This window comes from Neolewinella xylanilytica (genome assembly GCF_002934605.1).
GTDB lineage: Bacteria > Bacteroidota > Bacteroidia > Chitinophagales > Saprospiraceae > Neolewinella > Neolewinella xylanilytica.
This window is the reverse complement of the sequence record NZ_PTJC01000005.1, coordinates 203,987-223,054: the sequence shown is the minus strand read 5'-3', so window position 1 is coordinate 223,054 and position 19,068 is coordinate 203,987. Positions and strand designations below refer to the sequence as shown.

The 19,068-nt window shown below is 60.9% G+C and carries 13 protein-coding genes and 1 riboswitch; of the genes, 7 read left to right on the top strand and 6 right to left on the bottom strand.

Features of this window, described 5'->3' with window-relative positions; all coding sequences use genetic code 11:
• Window positions 1-22 precede the first annotated feature (22 nt).
• Both CLV84_RS00850 and CLV84_RS00845 read left to right on the top strand, forming a co-directional pair.
• Window positions 23-3,196: an efflux RND transporter permease subunit gene (locus CLV84_RS00850; protein ID WP_104417849.1), complete on the top strand. Its 3,174-nt coding sequence runs from the start codon at window positions 23-25 to the stop codon at window positions 3,194-3,196.
• Window positions 3,177-4,622 (top strand): TolC family protein, encoded by a 1,446-nt coding sequence (locus CLV84_RS00845; protein WP_104417848.1) that lies wholly within the window; start codon window positions 3,177-3,179, stop codon window positions 4,620-4,622. Before CLV84_RS00850 ends, CLV84_RS00845 begins: the two co-directional genes overlap by 20 nt.
• 148 nt (window positions 4,623-4,770) lie before the next feature.
• On the opposite strand, the gene purK is transcribed toward CLV84_RS00845, so the two are convergent.
• From purK to CLV84_RS00830, 3 genes are all read right to left on the bottom strand, one after another.
• On the bottom strand, window positions 4,771-5,925 hold the full coding sequence (gene purK, locus CLV84_RS00840; protein ID WP_104417847.1) for a 5-(carboxyamino)imidazole ribonucleotide synthase: 1,155 nt from the start codon (window positions 5,923-5,925) through the stop codon (window positions 4,771-4,773).
• Window positions 5,926-6,791: 866 nt separating this feature from the next.
• On the bottom strand, window positions 6,792-9,053 hold the full coding sequence (locus CLV84_RS00835) for a sodium-translocating pyrophosphatase (protein WP_104417846.1): 2,262 nt from the start codon (window positions 9,051-9,053) through the stop codon (window positions 6,792-6,794).
• Window positions 9,054-9,198: 145 nt separating this feature from the next.
• On the bottom strand, window positions 9,199-10,362 hold the full coding sequence (locus CLV84_RS00830) for a T9SS type A sorting domain-containing protein (RefSeq protein WP_170067513.1): 1,164 nt from the start codon (window positions 10,360-10,362) through the stop codon (window positions 9,199-9,201).
• A 126-nt stretch (window positions 10,363-10,488) separates the two neighbouring features.
• A riboswitch (SAM riboswitch) is annotated at window positions 10,489-10,603 on the top strand.
• Between the two features lie 219 nt (window positions 10,604-10,822).
• Here CLV84_RS00830 and CLV84_RS00825 point away from each other — a divergent pair.
• The 3 genes from CLV84_RS00825 to CLV84_RS00815 are packed head-to-tail and all read left to right on the top strand — an operon-like array spanning window position 10,823 to window position 13,766.
• Window positions 10,823-12,109 (top strand): O-acetylhomoserine aminocarboxypropyltransferase/cysteine synthase family protein, encoded by a 1,287-nt coding sequence (locus CLV84_RS00825; RefSeq protein WP_104417844.1) that lies wholly within the window; start codon window positions 10,823-10,825, stop codon window positions 12,107-12,109.
• Between the two features lie 2 nt (window positions 12,110-12,111).
• Window positions 12,112-12,651 (top strand): DinB family protein, encoded by a 540-nt coding sequence (locus CLV84_RS00820; protein WP_104417843.1) that lies wholly within the window; start codon window positions 12,112-12,114, stop codon window positions 12,649-12,651.
• Between the two features lie 17 nt (window positions 12,652-12,668).
• Entirely contained in the window at window positions 12,669-13,766 is a 1,098-nt protein-coding gene (locus CLV84_RS00815) for a homoserine O-acetyltransferase family protein (RefSeq protein ID WP_104417842.1), read from the top strand.
• A 10-nt stretch (window positions 13,767-13,776) separates the two neighbouring features.
• Here CLV84_RS00815 and CLV84_RS00810 read toward each other — a convergent pair whose 3' ends face one another.
• Both CLV84_RS00810 and CLV84_RS00805 read right to left on the bottom strand, forming a co-directional pair.
• Window positions 13,777-14,517 carry a glycoside hydrolase family 25 protein gene (locus tag CLV84_RS00810; RefSeq protein WP_104417841.1) on the bottom strand — a complete coding sequence of 247 codons (741 nt, stop codon included), beginning with the start codon at window positions 14,515-14,517 and terminating at the stop codon, window positions 13,777-13,779.
• Between the two features lie 73 nt (window positions 14,518-14,590).
• On the bottom strand, window positions 14,591-15,187 hold the full coding sequence (locus tag CLV84_RS00805; protein ID WP_146088663.1) for a hypothetical protein: 597 nt from the start codon (window positions 15,185-15,187) through the stop codon (window positions 14,591-14,593).
• Window positions 15,188-15,383: 196 nt separating this feature from the next.
• On the opposite strand from CLV84_RS00805, the gene CLV84_RS00800 reads away from it, so the two are divergent.
• Together CLV84_RS00800 and gatA are read left to right on the top strand one after the other, a co-directional pair.
• The gene (locus tag CLV84_RS00800) at window positions 15,384-16,715 is read left to right on the top strand and encodes an MATE family efflux transporter (RefSeq protein WP_104417839.1); all 1,332 of its coding nucleotides are present in this window, start codon (window positions 15,384-15,386) and stop codon (window positions 16,713-16,715) included.
• A 56-nt stretch (window positions 16,716-16,771) separates the two neighbouring features.
• Entirely contained in the window at window positions 16,772-18,187 is a 1,416-nt protein-coding gene (gene gatA, locus CLV84_RS00795; RefSeq protein WP_104417838.1) for an Asp-tRNA(Asn)/Glu-tRNA(Gln) amidotransferase subunit GatA, read from the top strand.
• Window positions 18,188-18,338: 151 nt separating this feature from the next.
• On the opposite strand, the gene CLV84_RS00790 is transcribed toward gatA, so the two are convergent.
• Window positions 18,339-19,019: an OmpA family protein gene (locus CLV84_RS00790; RefSeq protein ID WP_104417837.1), complete on the bottom strand. Its 681-nt coding sequence runs from the start codon at window positions 19,017-19,019 to the stop codon at window positions 18,339-18,341.
• Window positions 19,020-19,068 lie beyond the last annotated feature (49 nt).

Here is a 19,068-nt window from a genome sequence, read left to right as displayed (position 1 = left end):
GAACCCCTAAAAAGAAAAAAACATGTTTCAAACCTTTATCAAGCGGCCGGTCCTCGCGATCGTCTTGTCGCTCTTCATCCTGCTGATCGGCGGGCTGGCCATTCGGACGCTTCCGATCTCCCAGTTCCCGGAGATCGCCCCGCCGCGGGTCATCGTCACCATTGCCTATCCGGGCGCCAGTGCCGACGTACTGGTCCAATCTACCCTCATTCCGCTCGAGCGCGCCATCAACGGGGTGCAGGGCATGAAATACATCGTCTCCGATGCCACCAGTGCCGGCGAGGCCACCATTCAGGTCATCTTCGAACTCGGCACCGATCCCAACCAGGCGGTGGTCAACGTGAAAAACCGGGTGGACCAGGCCATCAACCGCCTGCCCCAACTGGTGCAACTCGAGGGCGTGGTCGTTTCCCGGGTTCAGCCCAGTATGCTGATGTACGTCAACCTCTACAGCCGGGATACGGCGGCCGACGAAAAGTTCCTGTACAACTACGCCAGCATCAACGTCATCCCGGAGATCCAGCGGATCGATGGCATCGCCAGCGCCCAAATCCTGGGCAGCCAGACCTACGCCATGCGCATCTGGCTGAAGCCCGACCGCATGCGCGCCTACGAGGTATCCAGCGAGGAAATCATGAAGGCGATCGACGAGCAGAGCGTGATCGGCCGCCCCGGCCGACTGGGCCGCAGTTCGGGCATTGAAGCCCAGAGTCTGGAATACGTACTGGTCTACTCCGGGCGCTACAACCAGGTTGAGGAATACGGCGACATCATCATCCGGGCGAACGCCGACGGTCAGGTCCTGCACCTCAGGGACGTTGCCGATGTAGAGCTGGGCAGCGAATTTCAGGACATCTATTCCAACAAGGACGGATTCCCCTCGGCGGCCATCGTCCTGAAACAGAACTACGGCACCAACGCCTCCGACGTCATTGCACAGGTGAAGGACAAATTGGGCGACCTCGAAGGGGCCTTCCCCAGCGGCATGGCGTACGAGATCAATTACGACGTGTCGACCTTTCTGGACGCCAGCATCGAAAAGGTGGTCCACACGCTGGGGGAGGCCTTCGTTCTGGTAGCCCTCGTGGTGTTTGTCTTTCTGGGTGACTGGCGTTCGACCCTGATCCCCACCCTGGCGGTACCGATCTCGCTCATCGGTACCTTCTTCGTCATGCAGCTCTTTGGGTTGAGCATCAACCTGATCACCCTCTTTGCGCTGGTGCTCGCCATCGGTATCGTGGTTGACGATGCTATCGTGGTCGTCGAAGCGGTGCACGAGAAGATGGCGGAAAAAGACATCCCGCCCTACCCCGCCGCCCGCGAGGTACTCGGCGACATTGGCGGGGCCATCGTAGCGATCACCCTGATGATGACGTCGGTCTTTATTCCGGTCGCCTTTATGAGCGGACCGGTCGGGGTGTTCTACCGGCAATTCTCCATCACCATGGCTTCGGCCATTGTCATATCCGGCGTGGTGGCGCTCACGCTGACCCCGGTGCTCTGCGCGATGATTCTGCGCAAACACGAGGGACACGAACACCGCAAATCACCGATGACCCACTTCCTGGACGGCTTCAACCGCCTGTTCGAGCGCCTGACGGGTCGCTACGTCCGTCTGCTCGACGGCATCGTGGCCCGGCGCATCGTAACGGTCCTGCTCCTCATCGGCTTCGCGGCCGGTACGGGCCTGGTCGGCAGCGTCCTACCGGGCGGCTTCATCCCCGGTGAGGACCAAGGCATGATCTATGCCATCATTCAAACCCCTCCGGGTTCCACCTTGGAAGCCACGAACAAGGTTTCCCGCGAACTCCAGAAGGTGGCCGAAGAGATCGACGGCGTCCAGTCCGTTTCCTCCCTAGCCGGTTACGAAATCCTCACCGAGGGCCGGGGCTCCAACGCGGGCACCTGTTTGATCAACCTCAAGCCCTGGGACGAGCGCAAACACTCCGTGCGCGAGATCATCGAGGAACTGGAGGAGGAAACCCGGGATTTCGGGGCCGTCCTCGAATTCTTCGAACCGCCGGCGGTACCGGGCTACGGCGCGGCCGACGGCCTGGCCCTCCGCTTACTCGACAAAACCAACGGTACGGACTACGAAGAATTCGACCGCATCAACCAGGAATTCATGGACGCCCTGGCCGAACGCAAGGAACTCACCGGCCTATTTACCTTTTACGCGGCCAACTACCCGCAGTACGAACTGAAGATCGACAATAAGCTGGCCATGCAGAAGGGCGTATCCATCGGGATGGCCATGGAGAACCTGAACATTCTCATCGGCAGTACCTACGAGCAGGGCTTCATCCGCTTCAACAACTTCTTCAAGGTCTACACCCAGGCCGGCCCACAGTACCGCCGCTACCCCAGCGACATTCTGAATTACTACGTGAAGAACGAGGAGGGTCAGATGGTTCCCTACTCCGCCTTCATGAAGCTGGAGAAAAAGCAGGGGCCCAACGAGATCACCCGTTACAACCTTTACAACTCGGCGACCATTCGCGGCGAAGCCGCCCGGGGCTATACCTCCAACCAGGCCATTGCCGCCGTACAGGAAGTGGCCCGGGAAAAACTTCTCCCCGGCTACGAGATCGCCTGGGAAGGCCTCTCCTTCGACGAGGCGCGGCGCGGCAACGAATCGCTGGTCATCTTCGGCATCGTCGTGATTTTCGTTTATATGGTGCTCGCCGCCCAGTACGAGAGTTTTCTACTACCCTTTGCGGTACTGCTTTCGCTGCCCGTCGGCATCTTCGGCTCCTTCCTACTCCTAAAGGCGATGGGACTGGCCAACGATATCTACGCCCAGGTCGGCCTGGTGATGCTCGTCGGTTTGCTCGGCAAAAATGCGGTACTGATCGTGGAATATGCGGTGCAGCAGACCCAGAAGGGCATGTCCATCCGCAACGCCGCCATCGAGGGGGCCCGGGCGCGCTTCCGGCCGATCCTGATGACCTCCTTCGCCTTCATTGCCGGGCTTATTCCGCTGGTCTTCGCCACCGGAGCGGGCGCCATCGGCAACCGGACGATCGGCACCTCCGCCCTCGGCGGTATGCTGTTCGGCACCCTGTTCGGGGTGATCCTGATCCCCGGCCTTTACTACCTCTTCGCCAAACTCGGAGAGGGTCGTCAACTCATTCAGGGAGAAGATTTCGATCCCTTAACCGAAGAATACCCCTTCCATGATACCGACATGTTGTAACTATCCCGCCGGCCTGGTCGCGGTCGTTTCGCTACTATTCATCGCCTCCTGCTCCGTACCCCAGGTCGTCACCCGCGCCGCGGAGGTACCCATACCGGACACCTTCCCCGCGGCGACGGCCGACACCACGGAGATCGCCGCGGGCCGTCGCTGGGACGATTTCTTCACCGATCCCTATTTACTGGGGCTGATCGATACCGCCCTCGTCAACAACAAGGAGGTCAATATCCTGCTGCAACGCATCGCCGTAGCCCGTAATGAGATCCAGGCCCGGAAGGGGGAATATTTGCCCACGGTCAACGCCGGACTGGGAACCGAGGTAGAAAAGGTCGGTCGCTACACCCGCAATGGTGCTCTGGAAGAAAGTCTGGAGATCAACGAAGACCGCGCGTTCCCGGAGTTTCTTACCAATATCCAGTTCGGCCTCTACGCCAGCTGGGAACTCGACGTGTGGAAGCAACTTCGCAACGCCCGGAAAGTGGCGGTGCTAGAGTACCTGGCCACCGTGGAAGGCCGCAACTTCCTCATCACCAACCTGGTGGCGGAGATCGCGGATTCCTATTTCGAGTTACTCGCACTGGACAGTGAACTGGACAACATCGAACGCAACATCGCCATCCAGGAAGACGCCCTGCGCGTGGTGAATCTGATGCAACAGGCCGGGCGGTCCAATACCCTGGCGGTACGCCGCTTCGAAGCCGAAGTACAGAAGAACCGGAGTGAAACCTATCGGGTCCGGCAGGACATCGCCGCCGTGGAGAACCGGATCAACTTCCTGACGGGCCGCTTGCCCGGACCGGTTGCCCGTACTTCCGACGATTTCCTCGCCCTGCAACCCGTATCGGTCGCCACCGGTATCCCTTCCCAGCTGCTGCGCAACCGCCCCGACATCCGCCAGGCCGAGCTGGAAATGGCCGCGGCGGACCTCGACGTCGACGTGGCGCGGGCTAATTTCCTGCCCTCCTTCGGCATCCGGGCAGGGCTGGGATACCAGGCGTTCAATCTGCGGTACCTGCTGAAAACCCCCGAATCACTACTCCTATCCCTGGCCGGCGACGCCATGGCTCCCCTGGTCAACCGCAACGCCATCGAAGCGGAGTACCAAAATGCCGGCGCCCGACAGGTACAGGCAGCCTACGAATACGAACAGACCGTACTGGATGCCTACCGGGAAGTCGCCACCGAAATTTCCAATATCGACAAGCTGGCCGATGCCTACCGCCTGAAGGAAGAACAGGTGGCGATGCTGGACGAAGCGATCGAGGTTTCCAACAAGCTCTTTCAGTCGACCCGCGCCGAATACCTCGAAGTGCTTCTCACCCAGCGGGATGCCCTAGAGGCTCGTACCGATCTGATCGAGACCCGCAAGGAACAACTGGCGGCCACCGTAAATCTCTACCAGGCACTCGGCGGTGGCTGGAAATAAAACCTAGTTTAGTTGGTTGGCCCCTTCCCCGGAGCAGTCGTTAAGACAGGCCTTGGGGGAGGGGCTTTTCGTTGGGCAAGCTGGCCGGACCCGACTGCCTTTTCACCTGCGCCCCGGCGCGAAAAAGGCCGCCGACCGGCAGGCGGAATTACGCTTCCCGCGCGATGATCTTCAGCATCGACTGGGCCCGCGCGGCGCGCTCCCGCGCCATGGCCACCGTATCGCCCAGCGCGGTCAGATGGCCCATTTTTCGGAAGGGGCGGGTATCCGCTTTGCCGTACAAATGCGGGTGTACCTCGGGGATAGCCAGCACATCCGTCCAGCCGTCGTAGTAGGTCGGGCCGGTATGGCCTTCCGCGCCAAGTAAATTTATCATGGCGGCGGGGCGCAGGAGCGACGGATCCCCCAACGGCAGACCCAGTATGGCCCGCAGGTGCTGCTCGTACTGGCTGGTAGCGCAGGCCTCGATGGTGTGGTGGCCGCTGTTGTGGGGCCGGGGGGCTACTTCGTTCACGAGTAGTTCGCCGTCATTGGTCAGGAAAAGCTCCACGGCGAGCAGGCCGACGATCTCCATTTGCTGCACCACGTCCACGGCAAGTTTGCTGGCGCGACCATCGGTATCACCGTCCAGGGCGGCGGGGCAGATCAGGAATTCCACCAGGTTCGCGGTGGGGTGAAACTCCATTTCCACGGTCGGGAAGACCTTCACTTCACCCGTCGCGGACCGGGCGACGACCACGGCTAGTTCCTTATCGATATCGGCCATGTCTTCCACCAGGCAGGGGCCGTCCAGCAGTTTGTCGGGTACATCTTCCCGGTAACGGATGACGGCCACTCCCTGTCCGTCGTAACCGCCAGTGCGGGTCTTTTGCACGAAGGGGGGATGCAGCTCGCCTTTCTCCACCGCGCGGTTCACTTCCTCCTTGGTGCCGTAGAGTTTGAAATCCGTGGTCGCGATGCCGTGCTCGACGTAGAATTGCTTCTGTAGGCCCTTGTCCTTGATCAGATCGATCTTGTCGGGTTGGGGGTACACCTTGACGCCCTGTTTTTCCAGCTTGTGGAGGGCTTCCGTGTCGATGTGCTCGATCTCGATGGTAACGACGTCGAGGTTGCGGGCGAAGGCGATGACGTCGTCGTAGTCGCGAAAGTTGCCCCGCTCGAAAACGGTGGCGTAGGGCGCGGCGGGAAAGGATTCGTCTTTGTCGAGTACGTACACCGGGAGGTGCCACTCGCTGGCGGCCTGGCAGAGCATCTTGCCGAGCTGCCCGCCGCCGAGGATACCGAGTTTGGGGAAGTTGGACATGGGGGAAAGGTACTACTTGCGGTAATACCTTAATACCAGCCCAGGTTCGCCGAGCTACCGCCCGTAGGTAATTTTCCCGGAAGACTACCTTACCGCTGGTCCGCCGAGCTACCACCAAAAGCGTTTGTTCTGGAAGGATAGCTTACTGCTCGTCGGCCCAGCTACCGCGACCAACCTCTCTCCCCCGACCCGTCGGCCGACCAGCAGAGCTGTGCGGACGACTGATGCTGGTCGGCCGAGCTGCCACCAAAAGCGTTTGTTCCAGAAGGATAGTTTACTGCTCGTCGGCCCAGCTACCGCGACCAAGCTTTCTCCCCCCGACCCGTCGGCAGACCAGCTACGCTGGGCGGACGACTGATGCTGGTCCGCCGAGCTACCACCAAAAGCGTTTGTTCTGGAAGGATAGCTTACTGCTCGTCGGCCCAGCTACCGCGACCAACCTCTCTCCCCCCGACCCGTCGGCCGACCAGCGGAGCTGTGCGGACGACTGATGCTCGTCGGCCCAGCTACCCCAATAGTGATTCCAGCAGATAAGCTTTTCCACACCAACCCGTCGGCGGACGAGCGGAGCTCGGCAGACGACTAGCGCTCCTCCGACAAGTCGGCCAACCAGCATAGCGGAGCGGTTGACCGCCGCGAATCACTTCACAAAAAACGCCCCCACCAACCAAAGTCAGCAGGGGCGTAAGCATTTCCAATTTTACCCGTGGGCGGACGAACTGCGCTGCGCTCGCGCCATCTGGTCCGCCGAGCGCTAGCTCGTCTGCCCAGGTGGCAGGGGAAGACGCTATGGGGTTGAATCTTTTAGGTCGCGACCCGTGGGCGGACGAACTACGCTAGCGCTCCGTTCGGCAGACCACTAGTGACTACAACAGCGGCGCGATCACCAAAGCCACCACGCTCATCAGTTTCAGCAGGATATTGAGCGAGGGGCCAGAGGTATCCTTGAAGGGATCGCCGACGGTATCACCGACTACGGCGGCCTTGTGGGGTTCGGAACCTTTGTAGTACACGGTACCCTGTACGGAGGCGCCTTCCTCGAACATTTTCTTGGCGTTGTCCCAGGCGCCACCGGCATTGCTCTGGAAGATGGCCATCATGACGCCCGCGGAGGTAACGCCGGCTAGCAGGCCGCCCAGCATCTCGGCGCCTACGTCGGATCCGAACAGGCGGGGCGCGAAGCCGACTACCACGGGGGCGAGTACGGCGATCAGGCCGGGCATTATCATCTCGCGGATCGATGCCTCGGTGGAGATTTCCACGCACTTGGCGTAGTCGGCCTTGCCGTCGGCGGCGTCGAAGGTGGCCTTATCGGCGGGCGACCACTTGGTCTCATCGTGACCGGCGCGCCGCATCACCTCGAGGGCGGCCTTCAGTTCGGGAATTTCGAGGAACTGCCGGCGCACTTCCTGGATCATGTCGTTGGCGGCCCGACCCACGGCCTCCATGGAGAAGGCGCTGAAGAGGAAGGGCAGCATGGCGCCGAGGAAGAGGCCGGCCATAACGTAGGGGTTGGCGATATCGATGCTCGTGATGCCGGCCGTCTGCATAAAGGCGGCGAAGAGCGCCAGGGCCGTCAGGGCGGCGGAGCCGATGGCGAAGCCTTTACCGATGGCGGCGGTGGTGTTGCCTACGGCGTCGAGCTTATCGGTGCGTTCGCGCACTTCCTTCGGCAGGTTGGCCATCTCGGCGATACCGCCGGCATTGTCGGAGATCGGTCCGTAAGCGTCAACCGCCAACTGGATGCCCGTATTGGAGAGCATGCCCACGGCGGCGATGGCGATGCCGTAGAGCCCGGCGAAGTAGTAAGCACCAATGATGGCGGTAGCCAGTACCAGGATGGGGTAAGCGGTAGACCGCATGCCCACCGCCAGACCGGCGATGATGTTGGTGGCGGAGCCGGTCAGCGACTGGTCCACGATGCCCTGCACCGGCTTGGTACCGGTACCCGTGTAGTATTCGGTGATGTAGCCGATACCGAGGCCGGCAACAAGGCCGAGGATGATGGCGTAAAAGACGCCCATATTGGAGTAAGCGAAACTGACCTCGTTACCCTGGGGGTCGGTCAGCGGTTTACCCAGTCCATCGAAGCTGATGGTCCATTCGGCGGGCAGCAGCGTCGTCACGGCGAAGTAGGTCAGCACCAGCATGATGGCCGCGGCGATCAACTCGCCCGTATTAAGGGCCTTCTGGGGGTCGCCGCCCTCGCTGACGCGCACGAAGAAGGTACCGATAATGGACGCCAGGATACCAATGCCGGCCACTACCAGGGGCAGCAGTACGGCGTTAAGTCCCCCAATCTCGCTCTGGGCGAATTCGGGCAGCACGATGAAGGCCGCCCCGATCACCATGGTACCGATGATGGAGCCCACGTAGGATTCGAAAAGGTCGGCTCCCATTCCGGCTACGTCACCCACGTTGTCGCCCACGTTGTCGGCGATGGTGGCGGGGTTGAGGGGGTGGTCTTCGGGGATGCCGGCTTCTACCTTGCCCACGAGGTCGGCCCCGACGTCGGCGGCCTTGGTGTAGATACCGCCGCCCACCCGGGCGAACAGGGCGATCGAGGAGGCACCGAAGCTAAAGCCCGTGAGTACGGTAATGACCCGCACGATGGCGAACTGCGCCTCGGCCGTTCCGGCTACGGTGCCCTCCGGTACGAACATACCCTGGAAAAGCAGGAACAGTCCGCCCAGGCCCAGCAAACCGAGACCGACTACCCCGAGGCCCATCACCGAACCGCCGGCGAAGGCAACCCCCAGGGCCTTGCCGAGGCTTTCCCGGGCGGCGTGGGTGGTACGGACGTTAGCCTTGGTGGCGACGCGCATGCCGATGAAGCCGGCGAGGGCCGAGCAGATGGCCCCGAGCACGAAACTCACGCCGATCATGTAGCTCGAGGTGGCGGGATCGGCCGTAAACATGAGCAGTAGGGCAACGACGACCACGAAGATGGCCAGTACGCGGTACTCGGCCCGCAGGAAGGCCATGGCCCCGTCGGCGATGTTCTCTCCGATACGGACCATGCGCTCGTTGCCAGGATCTTGTTTGCCGACCCAACTGTAGCGAATCGCCATGAAAATGAGGGCCACTATACCCAGCAAGGGTATGGCCATGAGTAAGGTTGAAACCATAAATGTGTGAAGATTAACTTGTAGTTGAAGAAAGAAGGTTCCGTCTTCGATGACAAGCGATCTAGATGGCCGCAGGGCAAAAAATTATGGATGCTCCCTACGCTTCAAAAGTTCGATGATCGAAATTAGGCGTCTAAAGTAGTAATTATTGTTTTACTAACCGTCTCACCGTCTGCCCGCCGGAAGTTTGTAATTGCAGGTAATAGACGCCACCGGCCAGCGTGGCCACATCACCCTCCAGACGCCCCGGGCCCGCGTTGGAATAGCGTGCCGGCCATTGCCATACCCGTTGTCCCCGCGTATCGTACAGGGCGGCACTTATCGTAGTTGCCTGGGTCAACGTATACGAGAGGGTAAAGGCGTCGCGCACCGGGTTGGGCCGAAGGCTTACCCTTTCCAACGCTTCGGGAAGCTCCAGCGAGGTCGTAGGGTTACGCTCCCCGCGGATGTAGACGAAAGTGGTGGGGTTTTCATCCTCATCGAACTCGATCTCCACGATCGGCTCCTTTACGCCCTGGGCCCAGAAATAATACGTTCCCTGCTCCGGTAACTGACCGAGGAATTGGCCGGAAGACGGATCGGCGAATTTTATTTGTTGGGTGACGTCGTTGAATTCGCCGCCGTCCGCTTTGAGATATACCCGGGTGTCCAGTTGCTCCACCCGTTTTTCCCGGAGAACTTCGTATTCCTTGCCATTCAGCGTTAAGGTACCGTAGGCATCGATTTCGTCGGTCCGCACGCTGGTATTTACCACCCGGAGGGTATCGTAAATAGCCAAGAACGGGCCGGCGACGCCATTCTTGATTTCCTGGGGAAGGCTGTCGATCGAGATGCGTAATTCCCGGACGGAGGTGGAGGCGAAGCGATCCCCGTAGGTAATATTCGCCCGTTTTACCGGTCGCGGCGGGGTGAGGCGGGTGGCGAGCACCGTATCCCGGAGGAAAGGGAGCGTGCCAACCAGCCCTACGAGGTTGTAGGCCGTATCGGTACGTTGGTAATATTCGTAAGCGAAGGCGGCGGAGGTGAGCCGGGCCGTGGCATCCACGAAGAAGGTGTCGTTCGTGACCGCTTCCAGCACCTCGGTAAATTCAGTGCGCAGTTCGGGGGTGCCGAAATCCCAGGTCAGGTTCTCGCCCGGCGGCTGGAAGGTGATGCCGTCGCGGTAGGCGTCCGTCGCCTGGTTGGTGAGGAGGCTGTCGCCCACCTCGGGAAAGTAGGCGGAGGTGAGGGTGATTTGGGCGGCCAGGGGCGCGGTGCCCAGCAGCAGGAGCAGCAACGCGAAACGCGGGGTAAGTAAGGATGCTTGCATAGGATGGTGAGTGTAAACCAAAAAGGGGGCTCCCGATAGCGTCATCAGGACAGGTACAAGGTACTTCGGAAAAGGAGTATATTTGCGGTCGGCAAACCTCGGCCGCCTGCGCAAGCGTGCGCAAGGAATTTATAACGAAGGGTGGAGAGATCAGGCTCTGTGAAACCCTGGCAACCACTTTCCCGATGGCTCGGGAAAAAAGGTGCCAACGCCTGCCCCGCAGTGCGGGAGCCTATAAAACGTACCGCCATGCCCCTTTTTCCCACCGGGTTTTTGCCCGCTCTCGCCGCTCCTCCCGCCCCGCTTTACGGATCCTCCGACGTCCCGACCCGACCCGGAACCCGCTTTCGACGCCGAACAACCGGGTAACGGGTCATTCGCTTCACCCGCGCCCCGCCGCAAAACATCCCCTGCCGGCCCACCGCCGGTTTTCCCTTTTCATTCCTAATCTTCTTACGACATGCACTTCGAAACACTCCAACTTCACGCCGGCCAGGAGGTCGACGAAACCACGCGCAGCCGGGCCCTTCCGCTGTACCAGACCACCAGCTACACCTTTAAGGATAGCGAGCACGGTGCCAAGCTATTCGGCCTCCAGGAATTCGGGAACATCTACACCCGGATCATGAACCCGACCACCGACGCCTTCGAAAAGCGTATGGCGGCACTGGAAGGGGGCGCCGCCGCGCTGGCAACGGCGTCCGGTCAGAGCGCGCAGTTTCTGGCCATTAATAACCTGGCGCAAGCCGGCGATAACATTGTCAGCAGCGCCTACCTCTACGGCGGCACCTACAACCAGTTCAAAGTAGCCTTCAAACGGATCGGTATCGAGGTGCGCTTCGTGGAAAGCACGGACCCCGCGGAATTCGAAAAGCTGATTGACGAGAACACCAAAGCGATCTACACCGAAACGCTGCCCAACCCCAGCTTCCTCGTGCCCGACTTCGCGGGCCTCAGCGCCCTGGCCGAAAAGCACGACCTACCCCTGGTAGTGGATAATACCTTCGGTGCCGGTGGTTACCTCTGCCAGCCCATCGCGCACGGAGCGCACATCGTGGTACAGTCGGCCACCAAATGGATCGGCGGTCACGGCACCAGCGTCGGCGGCGTGATCGTAGACAGTGGGAAATTCGATTTCGGCAACGGGAAGTATCCCCAATTTACCGACCCGAGCCCGGGCTACCACGGCATGGTCTTTAACGATGTCTTCGGCAAGGACGGTCCCTTCGGCAACATCGCCTTCGCCATCCGCGCGCGGGTGGAAGGACTGCGGGACTTCGGTCCGGCGGTGAGCCCCTTCAACGCCTGGATGTTCATGCAGGGGCTCGAAACCCTGAGCCTGCGCGTCGACCGCCACTGCGAGAACGCCCTGGCCCTGGCCAAGTGGCTGGAGGCCCACGATAAGGTGGAAAGCGTGAGCTACGCCGGCCTGCCCGACCACCCCGGCCACGCCAACGCCAAGAAGTACCTGCGCCACGGCTTCGGCGGCGTGCTGAACTTCAATGTCAAGGGAAGTAAGGAGGACGCTACCAAGGTGGTCGACAACCTGAAGCTGATCAGCCACCTGGCCAACGTGGGCGACGCCAAGACCCTCATCATCCAGCCCTCCGCCACGACCCACCAGCAGCTGAACGAGCACGAGCAGCGCGCGGCGGGCGTGGAAGCGAACGCCCTGCGGATCAGCGTGGGCATCGAGCACATCGAGGATATCCAGGCTGACCTGGAGCAAGCGTTCAACCTTATCTAGCAATGACCGGCCGTGCTGCGGAAGGTACCCCTGCGTATCTCCCGCAGCTGCCGGTCATCACCCATCCCAACATGACAGCGGAATATTACCAGGATCAGTACCGCGTACTCCACGGCAAGATGCCCATGTTCGGAACGGGCGTCGAAGAGAGTCTGGACCCGATTCCCGAAGCGGATTTCCACCGGCCGGTCGGACACCGGACCATCGCCCAGTTGATCGGGCACATGGTGGCGTGGCGGAAAAACTCCGCCCTCCGCTTCCAGAAGTTGCCCCGACCGAAAATCGAGTTGGGCTCGCCGGAAGACTGGCCCGACTATTCCCGTAAAACCAAGGCGGACATGCTGGCCGAACTGGCGGAGACCAAGGAACTCCTGCTGGACGCGCTGGCAGCCGTTGATTACGGTACGCTCGAAGAGCGGATCCACCCCGATTACTACTACCACAACCGCCACGCCCTCGACGGGGCCGTGCAGCACGACATTTACCATCTGGGGCAGATCAACCTGATCGCCAGCGTCCTGCGGAATACCGCCCCCCACTAGCCAATCCGACCCCTGCATTGACCCGCTATCTCTACATCAATCATCCGTTCGAGCTGGAATCCGGCTCCGTCCTGCCTTCCCTCACCGCGGCTTACCACACCTTCGGTACGCTGAACGCCGCCCGCGACAACGTGATCTGGATATGCCATGCGCTCACGGCCAACAGCGACTGCGAGGACTGGTGGCCCGGGCTGGTCGGCAAGGGGTGCACCATCGACCCCGGACGGTACTTCATCGTTTGCGTGAATATGCTGGGCAGCAGCTACGGAAGTACCAGTCCGCTAAGTCATAACCCCGCGACCGGTAAAGCTTACGGGCTGGACTTCCCGCTCGTTACGACTAAAGACAATGCCCGCTTCTTCTCTCTGGTGGCCGATTACCTGGGTATCGGGGGCATCCGGCTACTGATGGGGGGCAGCATGGGCGGGCAGCATTGCCTCGAATGGGCCTGTACCGAGCCCGCTCGCTTCGACCTGCTCTGCGTACTGGCCACGAACGCCAAACACTCCGCCTGGGGCATCGCCTTTAACGAAAGCCAGCGTATGGCCCTGCGTGCCGACCCTACCCTGGGCGGCCCGGAACCCGACGCCGGCAAGGCCGGTCTGGAAGCCGCCCGGGCCATTGCCATGCTGTCGTACCGGCATTACCGCACCTACGTCGGTACCCAGAGCGATCCGGAAGCGAAGTACGACGACTACCGTGCCAGCAGCTACCAGCGGTACCAGGGGTACAAGTTGTGGAAGCGCTTCGACCCCGTTTGCTATTACGGCCTTTCCCGGGGGATGGACAGCCACGATGTCGGGCGCGGCCGCGGGGGTATCGGCGAGGCCCTTAAGCGGATTACCGCACCGGCCCTGGTGATCAGCATCGACACCGACCTTCTTTTCCCCATTGAGGAACAGGCCATCCTGAGCCGGTACATCCCGAACAGCCGGCTGGAGGTGATGCATTCGGATTACGGCCACGACGGGTTTCTGACGGAGGCGGTCAAGATCGGGGAGTTTCTGGCCGACTTTCTGAACGAGGAACTGCGGATCGACGCGACCACCAAACGGGCGTTCACGGACGCGCTGACGGGGCGGAAATTCGCGGTACCGGGGTCGGAAGAAGTATAAAAGGGATCGCCTACTTGGCGGTAGCGGTCTGCTGCTCGTCGTGGGGATACGGTACGCAGATGGCCTCCAGCTCCTGGAGGGTGCCGGAGAATACGTTGCGGTCGACGTTGCCTACGATGCCGTTGATGCGCGCCTGATCGGTAAACTGCCAGAACTGGTAGGGCCGACCGCAGATCGTGACTGGATCCCGGTTGTCGTAGCGCGCCAGCCAGAGGGGATAATCGTCGAACTGGCCGGCAAGGAAGCGATTGTAAAAGTTAAGTCCGGTGTAGAGGATGGGTTTGATGCCGTAGTGTGCCTCCGCCAGGTGGAGCCAGTCCTTAACGTGGCTTACCAGTTCGGGGCTCGATAAATTTCCGATGTGTTCCACGTCCAGTACGGGGGGTAGATCGCCCGGAGCTAATTTCACCAGGTCGATGTAATTGCTGAGTTGTTCCTCTACACTGACGTGGGCCAGAAAATAATGATAGGCTCCGCGTCGGAGCCCGGCCCGACCGGCACCGGTCCAATTGGCCTGAAAGGCGATGTCGCGGTGCTCGCGTCCTTCGCTGGCCTTGATAAAGGCGAAGTGCTGACCTCCTTCTGCTACCAGGTCCCAGTCGACGGCCCCTTGGTAACGGCTGACGTCCAGGCCCTTAACCGCGAACCGCTCATCCACCTCCGGCCGGCCGCAAGCACAAAGCAGCAGGAAAGACAGGCAGGATATGGAGAGAATGCGGAGCAAGTAGTTAGGGGATAACGTGTTGTTCAAGGGTGAAAAAGCGTACCTAAGATACGAAAACGAACGAACATGGGATTTTTGTCCGCGTTTGGGGTCAAATTAATTATTCCGCCGAGAGCACCCCGCGGATGTTCCAGTTGACGGTTTCGCCGGTACCATTGTTGTTCGGATCTGTGATCTCTTCAAAAGTCGTCCAGTCGCTTTCGGTCGAGAGGAAGAGGAGGTTACCGTTAGGCTGGAAATTCCGCCCGGCGTCGCAGCCTACGGAGAAGGGCTCGCCGGGGGGGATTACCACCTCGATGGCCAGCCAGATTCCTCTGTCACCGATGACAATCCGCTCGTTGAGCCGGTCGTCTATCCATGCGGTGACATTCACGCGGCCGGTGATATTTCGGCGGTAGAGTTCCGCGCCGGGGGTGCGGTCGTCGGGGCCCTCATCGTACACGACCACGATGGTCGAGTCGGGAATGTCGCTCATATAAAATCGCACGGATTCCAGTACGCGCCCTTGGTAAGGTGCCGTCTCCGACGGAGGAAAATAGACGCCGAAAACATTCCGGCCCGGCGGGAGCTGGGGGGCGTTTACGTTCGGGCCGTCGTAGTTAAGGGTGGTGAGGGTATCCTCGTCGTCGCTTCCGCAGCCCGTCCATAGCAACATACCGACAAGAAAGCAGAAGAGGAGAGTGGCGGAAGTTTTCATCGGTGGATATTTTGGTAGCAAGTTCGGTAGTAAGACGTTGTGGAGGCGGGGGCTGTTGCTTAATGTTTTACTAAAGTGGTGGGCCTGACACATCGGATGTGGCAGACCTGCCAGCGTGACAGACATCCGATGTGTCAGGCACGCCTGCCAAATCGACAGATCTGACACATCCGATGTCTACCCCTACCTTCGCCCCGTGAACCGCGAAATTCTCCGCCTCGCCATCCCCAATATTCTCAGCAACGTTTCCGTACCGCTGATCTCCAGCTTCGACACGGCGCTGATGGGCAGTCTCGGCGGTGCCCACATCGCGGCCGTGGGCCTGGGTAGCATGGCGTTCAACTTCGTTTACTGGAATTTCGGTTTTCTCCGCATGGGCACCACCGGCCTTACCGCCCAGGCCTACGGAAAGGAAAGCACGGCGGATCAGGCCCAGGCCCTGCTCCGCGGAGCCCTGCTGGCGCTGTCGATCGGACTGCTCCTGGTGCTGCTGCAAAGTCCCCTGATCCGCTTCACGGAGTGGCTGCTCAATATCCGCCCCGATCAGCTCGCCCTGGTAGAGGACTATTTCTTTATCCGCATCATCGCCGCCCCGGCCGCCCTGCTTCAAATGGTGTTGCTGGGCTGGTTCTTCGGTCGGCAGAACGCCATCTGGCCGCTGCTGCTCACCCTGGCCGTCAACAGCTGCAACCTCGCCCTCAGTTATTATCTCGTGGCCGTTCGTGGCTGGGGCATCGCCGGGGTCGCCTGGGGTACGGTGGCGGCCCAGTATTTCGGACTGGCATTGGGGGTCGGATTGCTGGCGTACGGTAAATGGCGGGAACCGGCCTTCCCCCTTTCGCGGAAGCTGCTTTCCCTGCGCTCCGGCGCCGTCAGCCTGGGCGCCTTCTTCCGCATCAACCGCGACATTTTCATCCGTACCATCTGCCTCACCCTCAGTTTCGCCTTTTTCTACAACCGGGCCAATGCCCTCGACGCCGCCACCGCCACCGTAGCCGCTAACGTCATCCTCCTGCAGCTCGTCAACTGGCTGAGCTACGGGGTGGACGGCTTCGCCTTCGCCGCGGAAAGCCTGGTCGGAAAGTACGCCGGGGCCGACCGACGGCGGGAGCTGAGCCGCGTCATCCGGCTGATCTTCGCCTGGGGCATGGGGCTGGCGGGTATCTACGCCCTGATCTACGGCATCGGGGGCAGCCGCTTGCTCGCCCTCTTCGCCCCGGAGGCCAGTGCCGCCGATACCCTGACCGTCACCCTGCGGTACCTGCCCGTCCTAATCGCGTTTTGCCTGCTCGCCACCCCCTGCTACCTGATGGACGGCATCTTCGTCGGCCTCACCGCCTCCACCGCCATGCGGCAGACGATGTTGCTGGCCTTCGCCGGCTATTTGATCGCCTACTACCTCGTCGGCCGGCACTTCGGCAACTGGGGCTTGTGGGGAAGTTTGCTGCTCTTCATGGTGCTTCGCGCGGGGATGCAGGGGCTATGGTGGCGGTTGGGTTGGGTGAAATCGGTAGCGGGTAGCGGGTAGGCACCGTGGTTGCTGCGCTGCCTACCCGCTATTTGCTACCTACTTACCTTGCATCCATGTTCTATACATCCATCGCCGAGACGCAAGCTGCCCTGGCCGCCGGGGAACTCACCACCGTACAACTCGTGGAGCGCTATCTGGCCAGTATCGGTGACCAGCGCTACCTGAATATTTACGTGGAGGTCTTCGCCGACGAGGCGCTGGACCGTGCGCGGGAACAGGACGGGCGCCGGAGCGCAGGGGAAAAGCTGGGCCAACTGGCCGGCGTGATCATCAGCATTAAAGACGTCATCTGCTACGCCGGCCACGTCGTGAGCGCGGGCTCGGCGATGCTGGAAGACTTCGTCAGCCCCTACACCGCTACCGCCCTGCAGCGCTTGCTCGACGAAGACGCCATCGTCATCGGCCGCACTAACTGCGACGAGTTCGCCATGGGCAGCGGCAACGAGAACAGCCACTACGGCCCCACCCGCAATGCCGCCGACCCCGCCCGCGTGCCAGGGGGAAGCAGTGGAGGCGCGGCGGTGTCCGTGCAGGCTAATACCTGTCTGCTGGCCGTCGGCTCCAGTACCGGCGGATCGGTGCGGCAACCGGCTTCTTTCTGCGGTATCTACGGATTCAAACCGACGTACGGCCGCATCAGCCGCCACGGCCTGATCGCCTACGGTAGCAGCTTCGATCAGATCGGCCTGCTGGCCCGCGACCCGGCCGACATCGCGCTCGGACTGGAAATCATCGCCGGAGCCGATGCCTACGATGCAACCGCCCCCAACCGCGAGGTGCCGCACTATGCCACGGCCACCAGCGACGGACCGAAGCGCATCGCCTATTTCCCGGAGGTGCTGGAGAACGAACGTGTCGACGCCCCCATCCGACAAACCATTGCCACAACCATCGAATCGCTCCGCCAGCAGGGGCACACGGTAGAGCCGGCTGCTTTCGACTACTTCGATTACGTGGTGCCAACCTACTACGTCCTCACTACCGCCGAGGCGAGCAGCAATCTGAGCCGCTACGACGGACTGCGGTACGGCTACCGGAGTCCGGACGCTGAAACCCTGGAGGAAACCTATAAACGCAGCCGCTCCGAAGGCTTCGGTACGGAAGTACAGCGGCGAATTCTACTCGGCACCTTCGTACTCAGCAGCGGCTATTACGATGCATTCTACGGTAAGGCGCAGCGCGCCCGGCGGGTGATCCAGGAGCAGTTGCGGGGCATTCTGGCCGATTACGATTTCATCATGATGCCGGTCTCCCCCAGCCAGCCCTGGCCGGTAGGCGACCAGACCGACGATCCGGTCGCCAATTATCTGGCCGATATCTACACCGTGCTGGCCAACCTGGCGGGGCTACCGGCCATCGCCATTCCGGCGGGTATCGCGGAGGGCGGTCACCTCCCGGTAGGTTACCAACTAATGGCGGATCTCTGGCAGGAGGAGGAACTGCTGGCGTTTACGCGGCGAATCGGTTAAGCCCCGGGCGCGTCTCAACCTCCTCCATACTTTTCCCGCCACCAACGAACGGTGCTATTTACCTGCCTTCCAAATCAGAAAGCTCCGCGCCCACAAAAAAACGGCGACAGGCCAAAGCCCGTCGCCGTTAGTAAATAGGGATTAGAATAGCTTATTCCGGAACCGTCAGGGTGCCCTCCTGGGCTTTTTCCTGCAATTGTTCATTGGCGGTAATGCCAACCTCGACCCGACGGTTGGCGGCGCGTCCCTCGTCGGTATCGTTGGTGGCTACGGGCATCGTTTCGCCGTGGCCTACCGTCTGCATACGCAGCCGGTCGATACCCGACTCAGCCAGATAGTCGGCAACACTGGCGGCACGCTGCTCGCTGAGGCGCTGATTGGTTTTATCGCTGCCCACACTGTCGGTGTGGCCGTCGATCATGATGTCGGTTTCGGGGTACTTATTGAATACTTCGGCCATACGGTTCAGCTCGATTTTAGAAGCTTCGGTCAGGGTGTACTCACCGAAGGGGAAGAGGATTCCACTGTCGAAGGTCACCATAATGCCTTCGCCTACGCGCTCTACTTCGGCGCCCTCGATCTGCTCGATCTCCTCGGCCTGCTTGTCCATGTAGTCACCGATTACGGCACCGGCGGCACCGCCCACTACGGAACCGATAATGGCACCTTTGGTACCGCTGCCGTTGTTCTTACCGATAATGCCGCCTACGACACCGCCGATGGCACCACCCGCAGCACCGCCCTTAACGGCTTTGCTGGTATTACAGCCGGTGGCAAATACCATCAGAACGGCCAGTACGAGTACGGTGCATGATTTATAAATAGTCTTCATAATGCTTTGTTAGTTTGAATGCACCTACTAAAACAGGGTATGGATACAC

Bases quoted from the DNA above. Each gene is read 5' to 3' on its own strand.
- CLV84_RS00850 (WP_104417849.1), top strand. From the start codon at position 23: ATGTTTCAAACCTTTATCAAGCGGCCGGTCCTCGCGATCGTCTTGTCG.
- CLV84_RS00845 (WP_104417848.1), top strand. From the start codon at position 3,177: ATGATACCGACATGTTGTAACTATCCCGCCGGCCTGGTCGCGGTCGTT.
- purK (WP_104417847.1), bottom strand. From the start codon at position 5,925: ATGTCCAACTTCCCCAAACTCGGTATCCTCGGCGGCGGGCAGCTCGGC.
- CLV84_RS00835 (WP_104417846.1), bottom strand. From the start codon at position 9,053: ATGGTTTCAACCTTACTCATGGCCATACCCTTGCTGGGTATAGTGGCC.
- CLV84_RS00830 (WP_170067513.1), bottom strand. From the start codon at position 10,362: ATGCAAGCATCCTTACTTACCCCGCGTTTCGCGTTGCTGCTCCTGCTG.
- CLV84_RS00825 (WP_104417844.1), top strand. From the start codon at position 10,823: ATGCACTTCGAAACACTCCAACTTCACGCCGGCCAGGAGGTCGACGAA.
- CLV84_RS00820 (WP_104417843.1), top strand. From the start codon at position 12,112: ATGACCGGCCGTGCTGCGGAAGGTACCCCTGCGTATCTCCCGCAGCTG.
- CLV84_RS00805 (WP_146088663.1), bottom strand. From the start codon at position 15,187: ATGAAAACTTCCGCCACTCTCCTCTTCTGCTTTCTTGTCGGTATGTTG.
- gatA (WP_104417838.1), top strand. From the start codon at position 16,772: ATGTTCTATACATCCATCGCCGAGACGCAAGCTGCCCTGGCCGCCGGG.
- CLV84_RS00790 (WP_104417837.1), bottom strand. From the start codon at position 19,019: ATGAAGACTATTTATAAATCATGCACCGTACTCGTACTGGCCGTTCTG.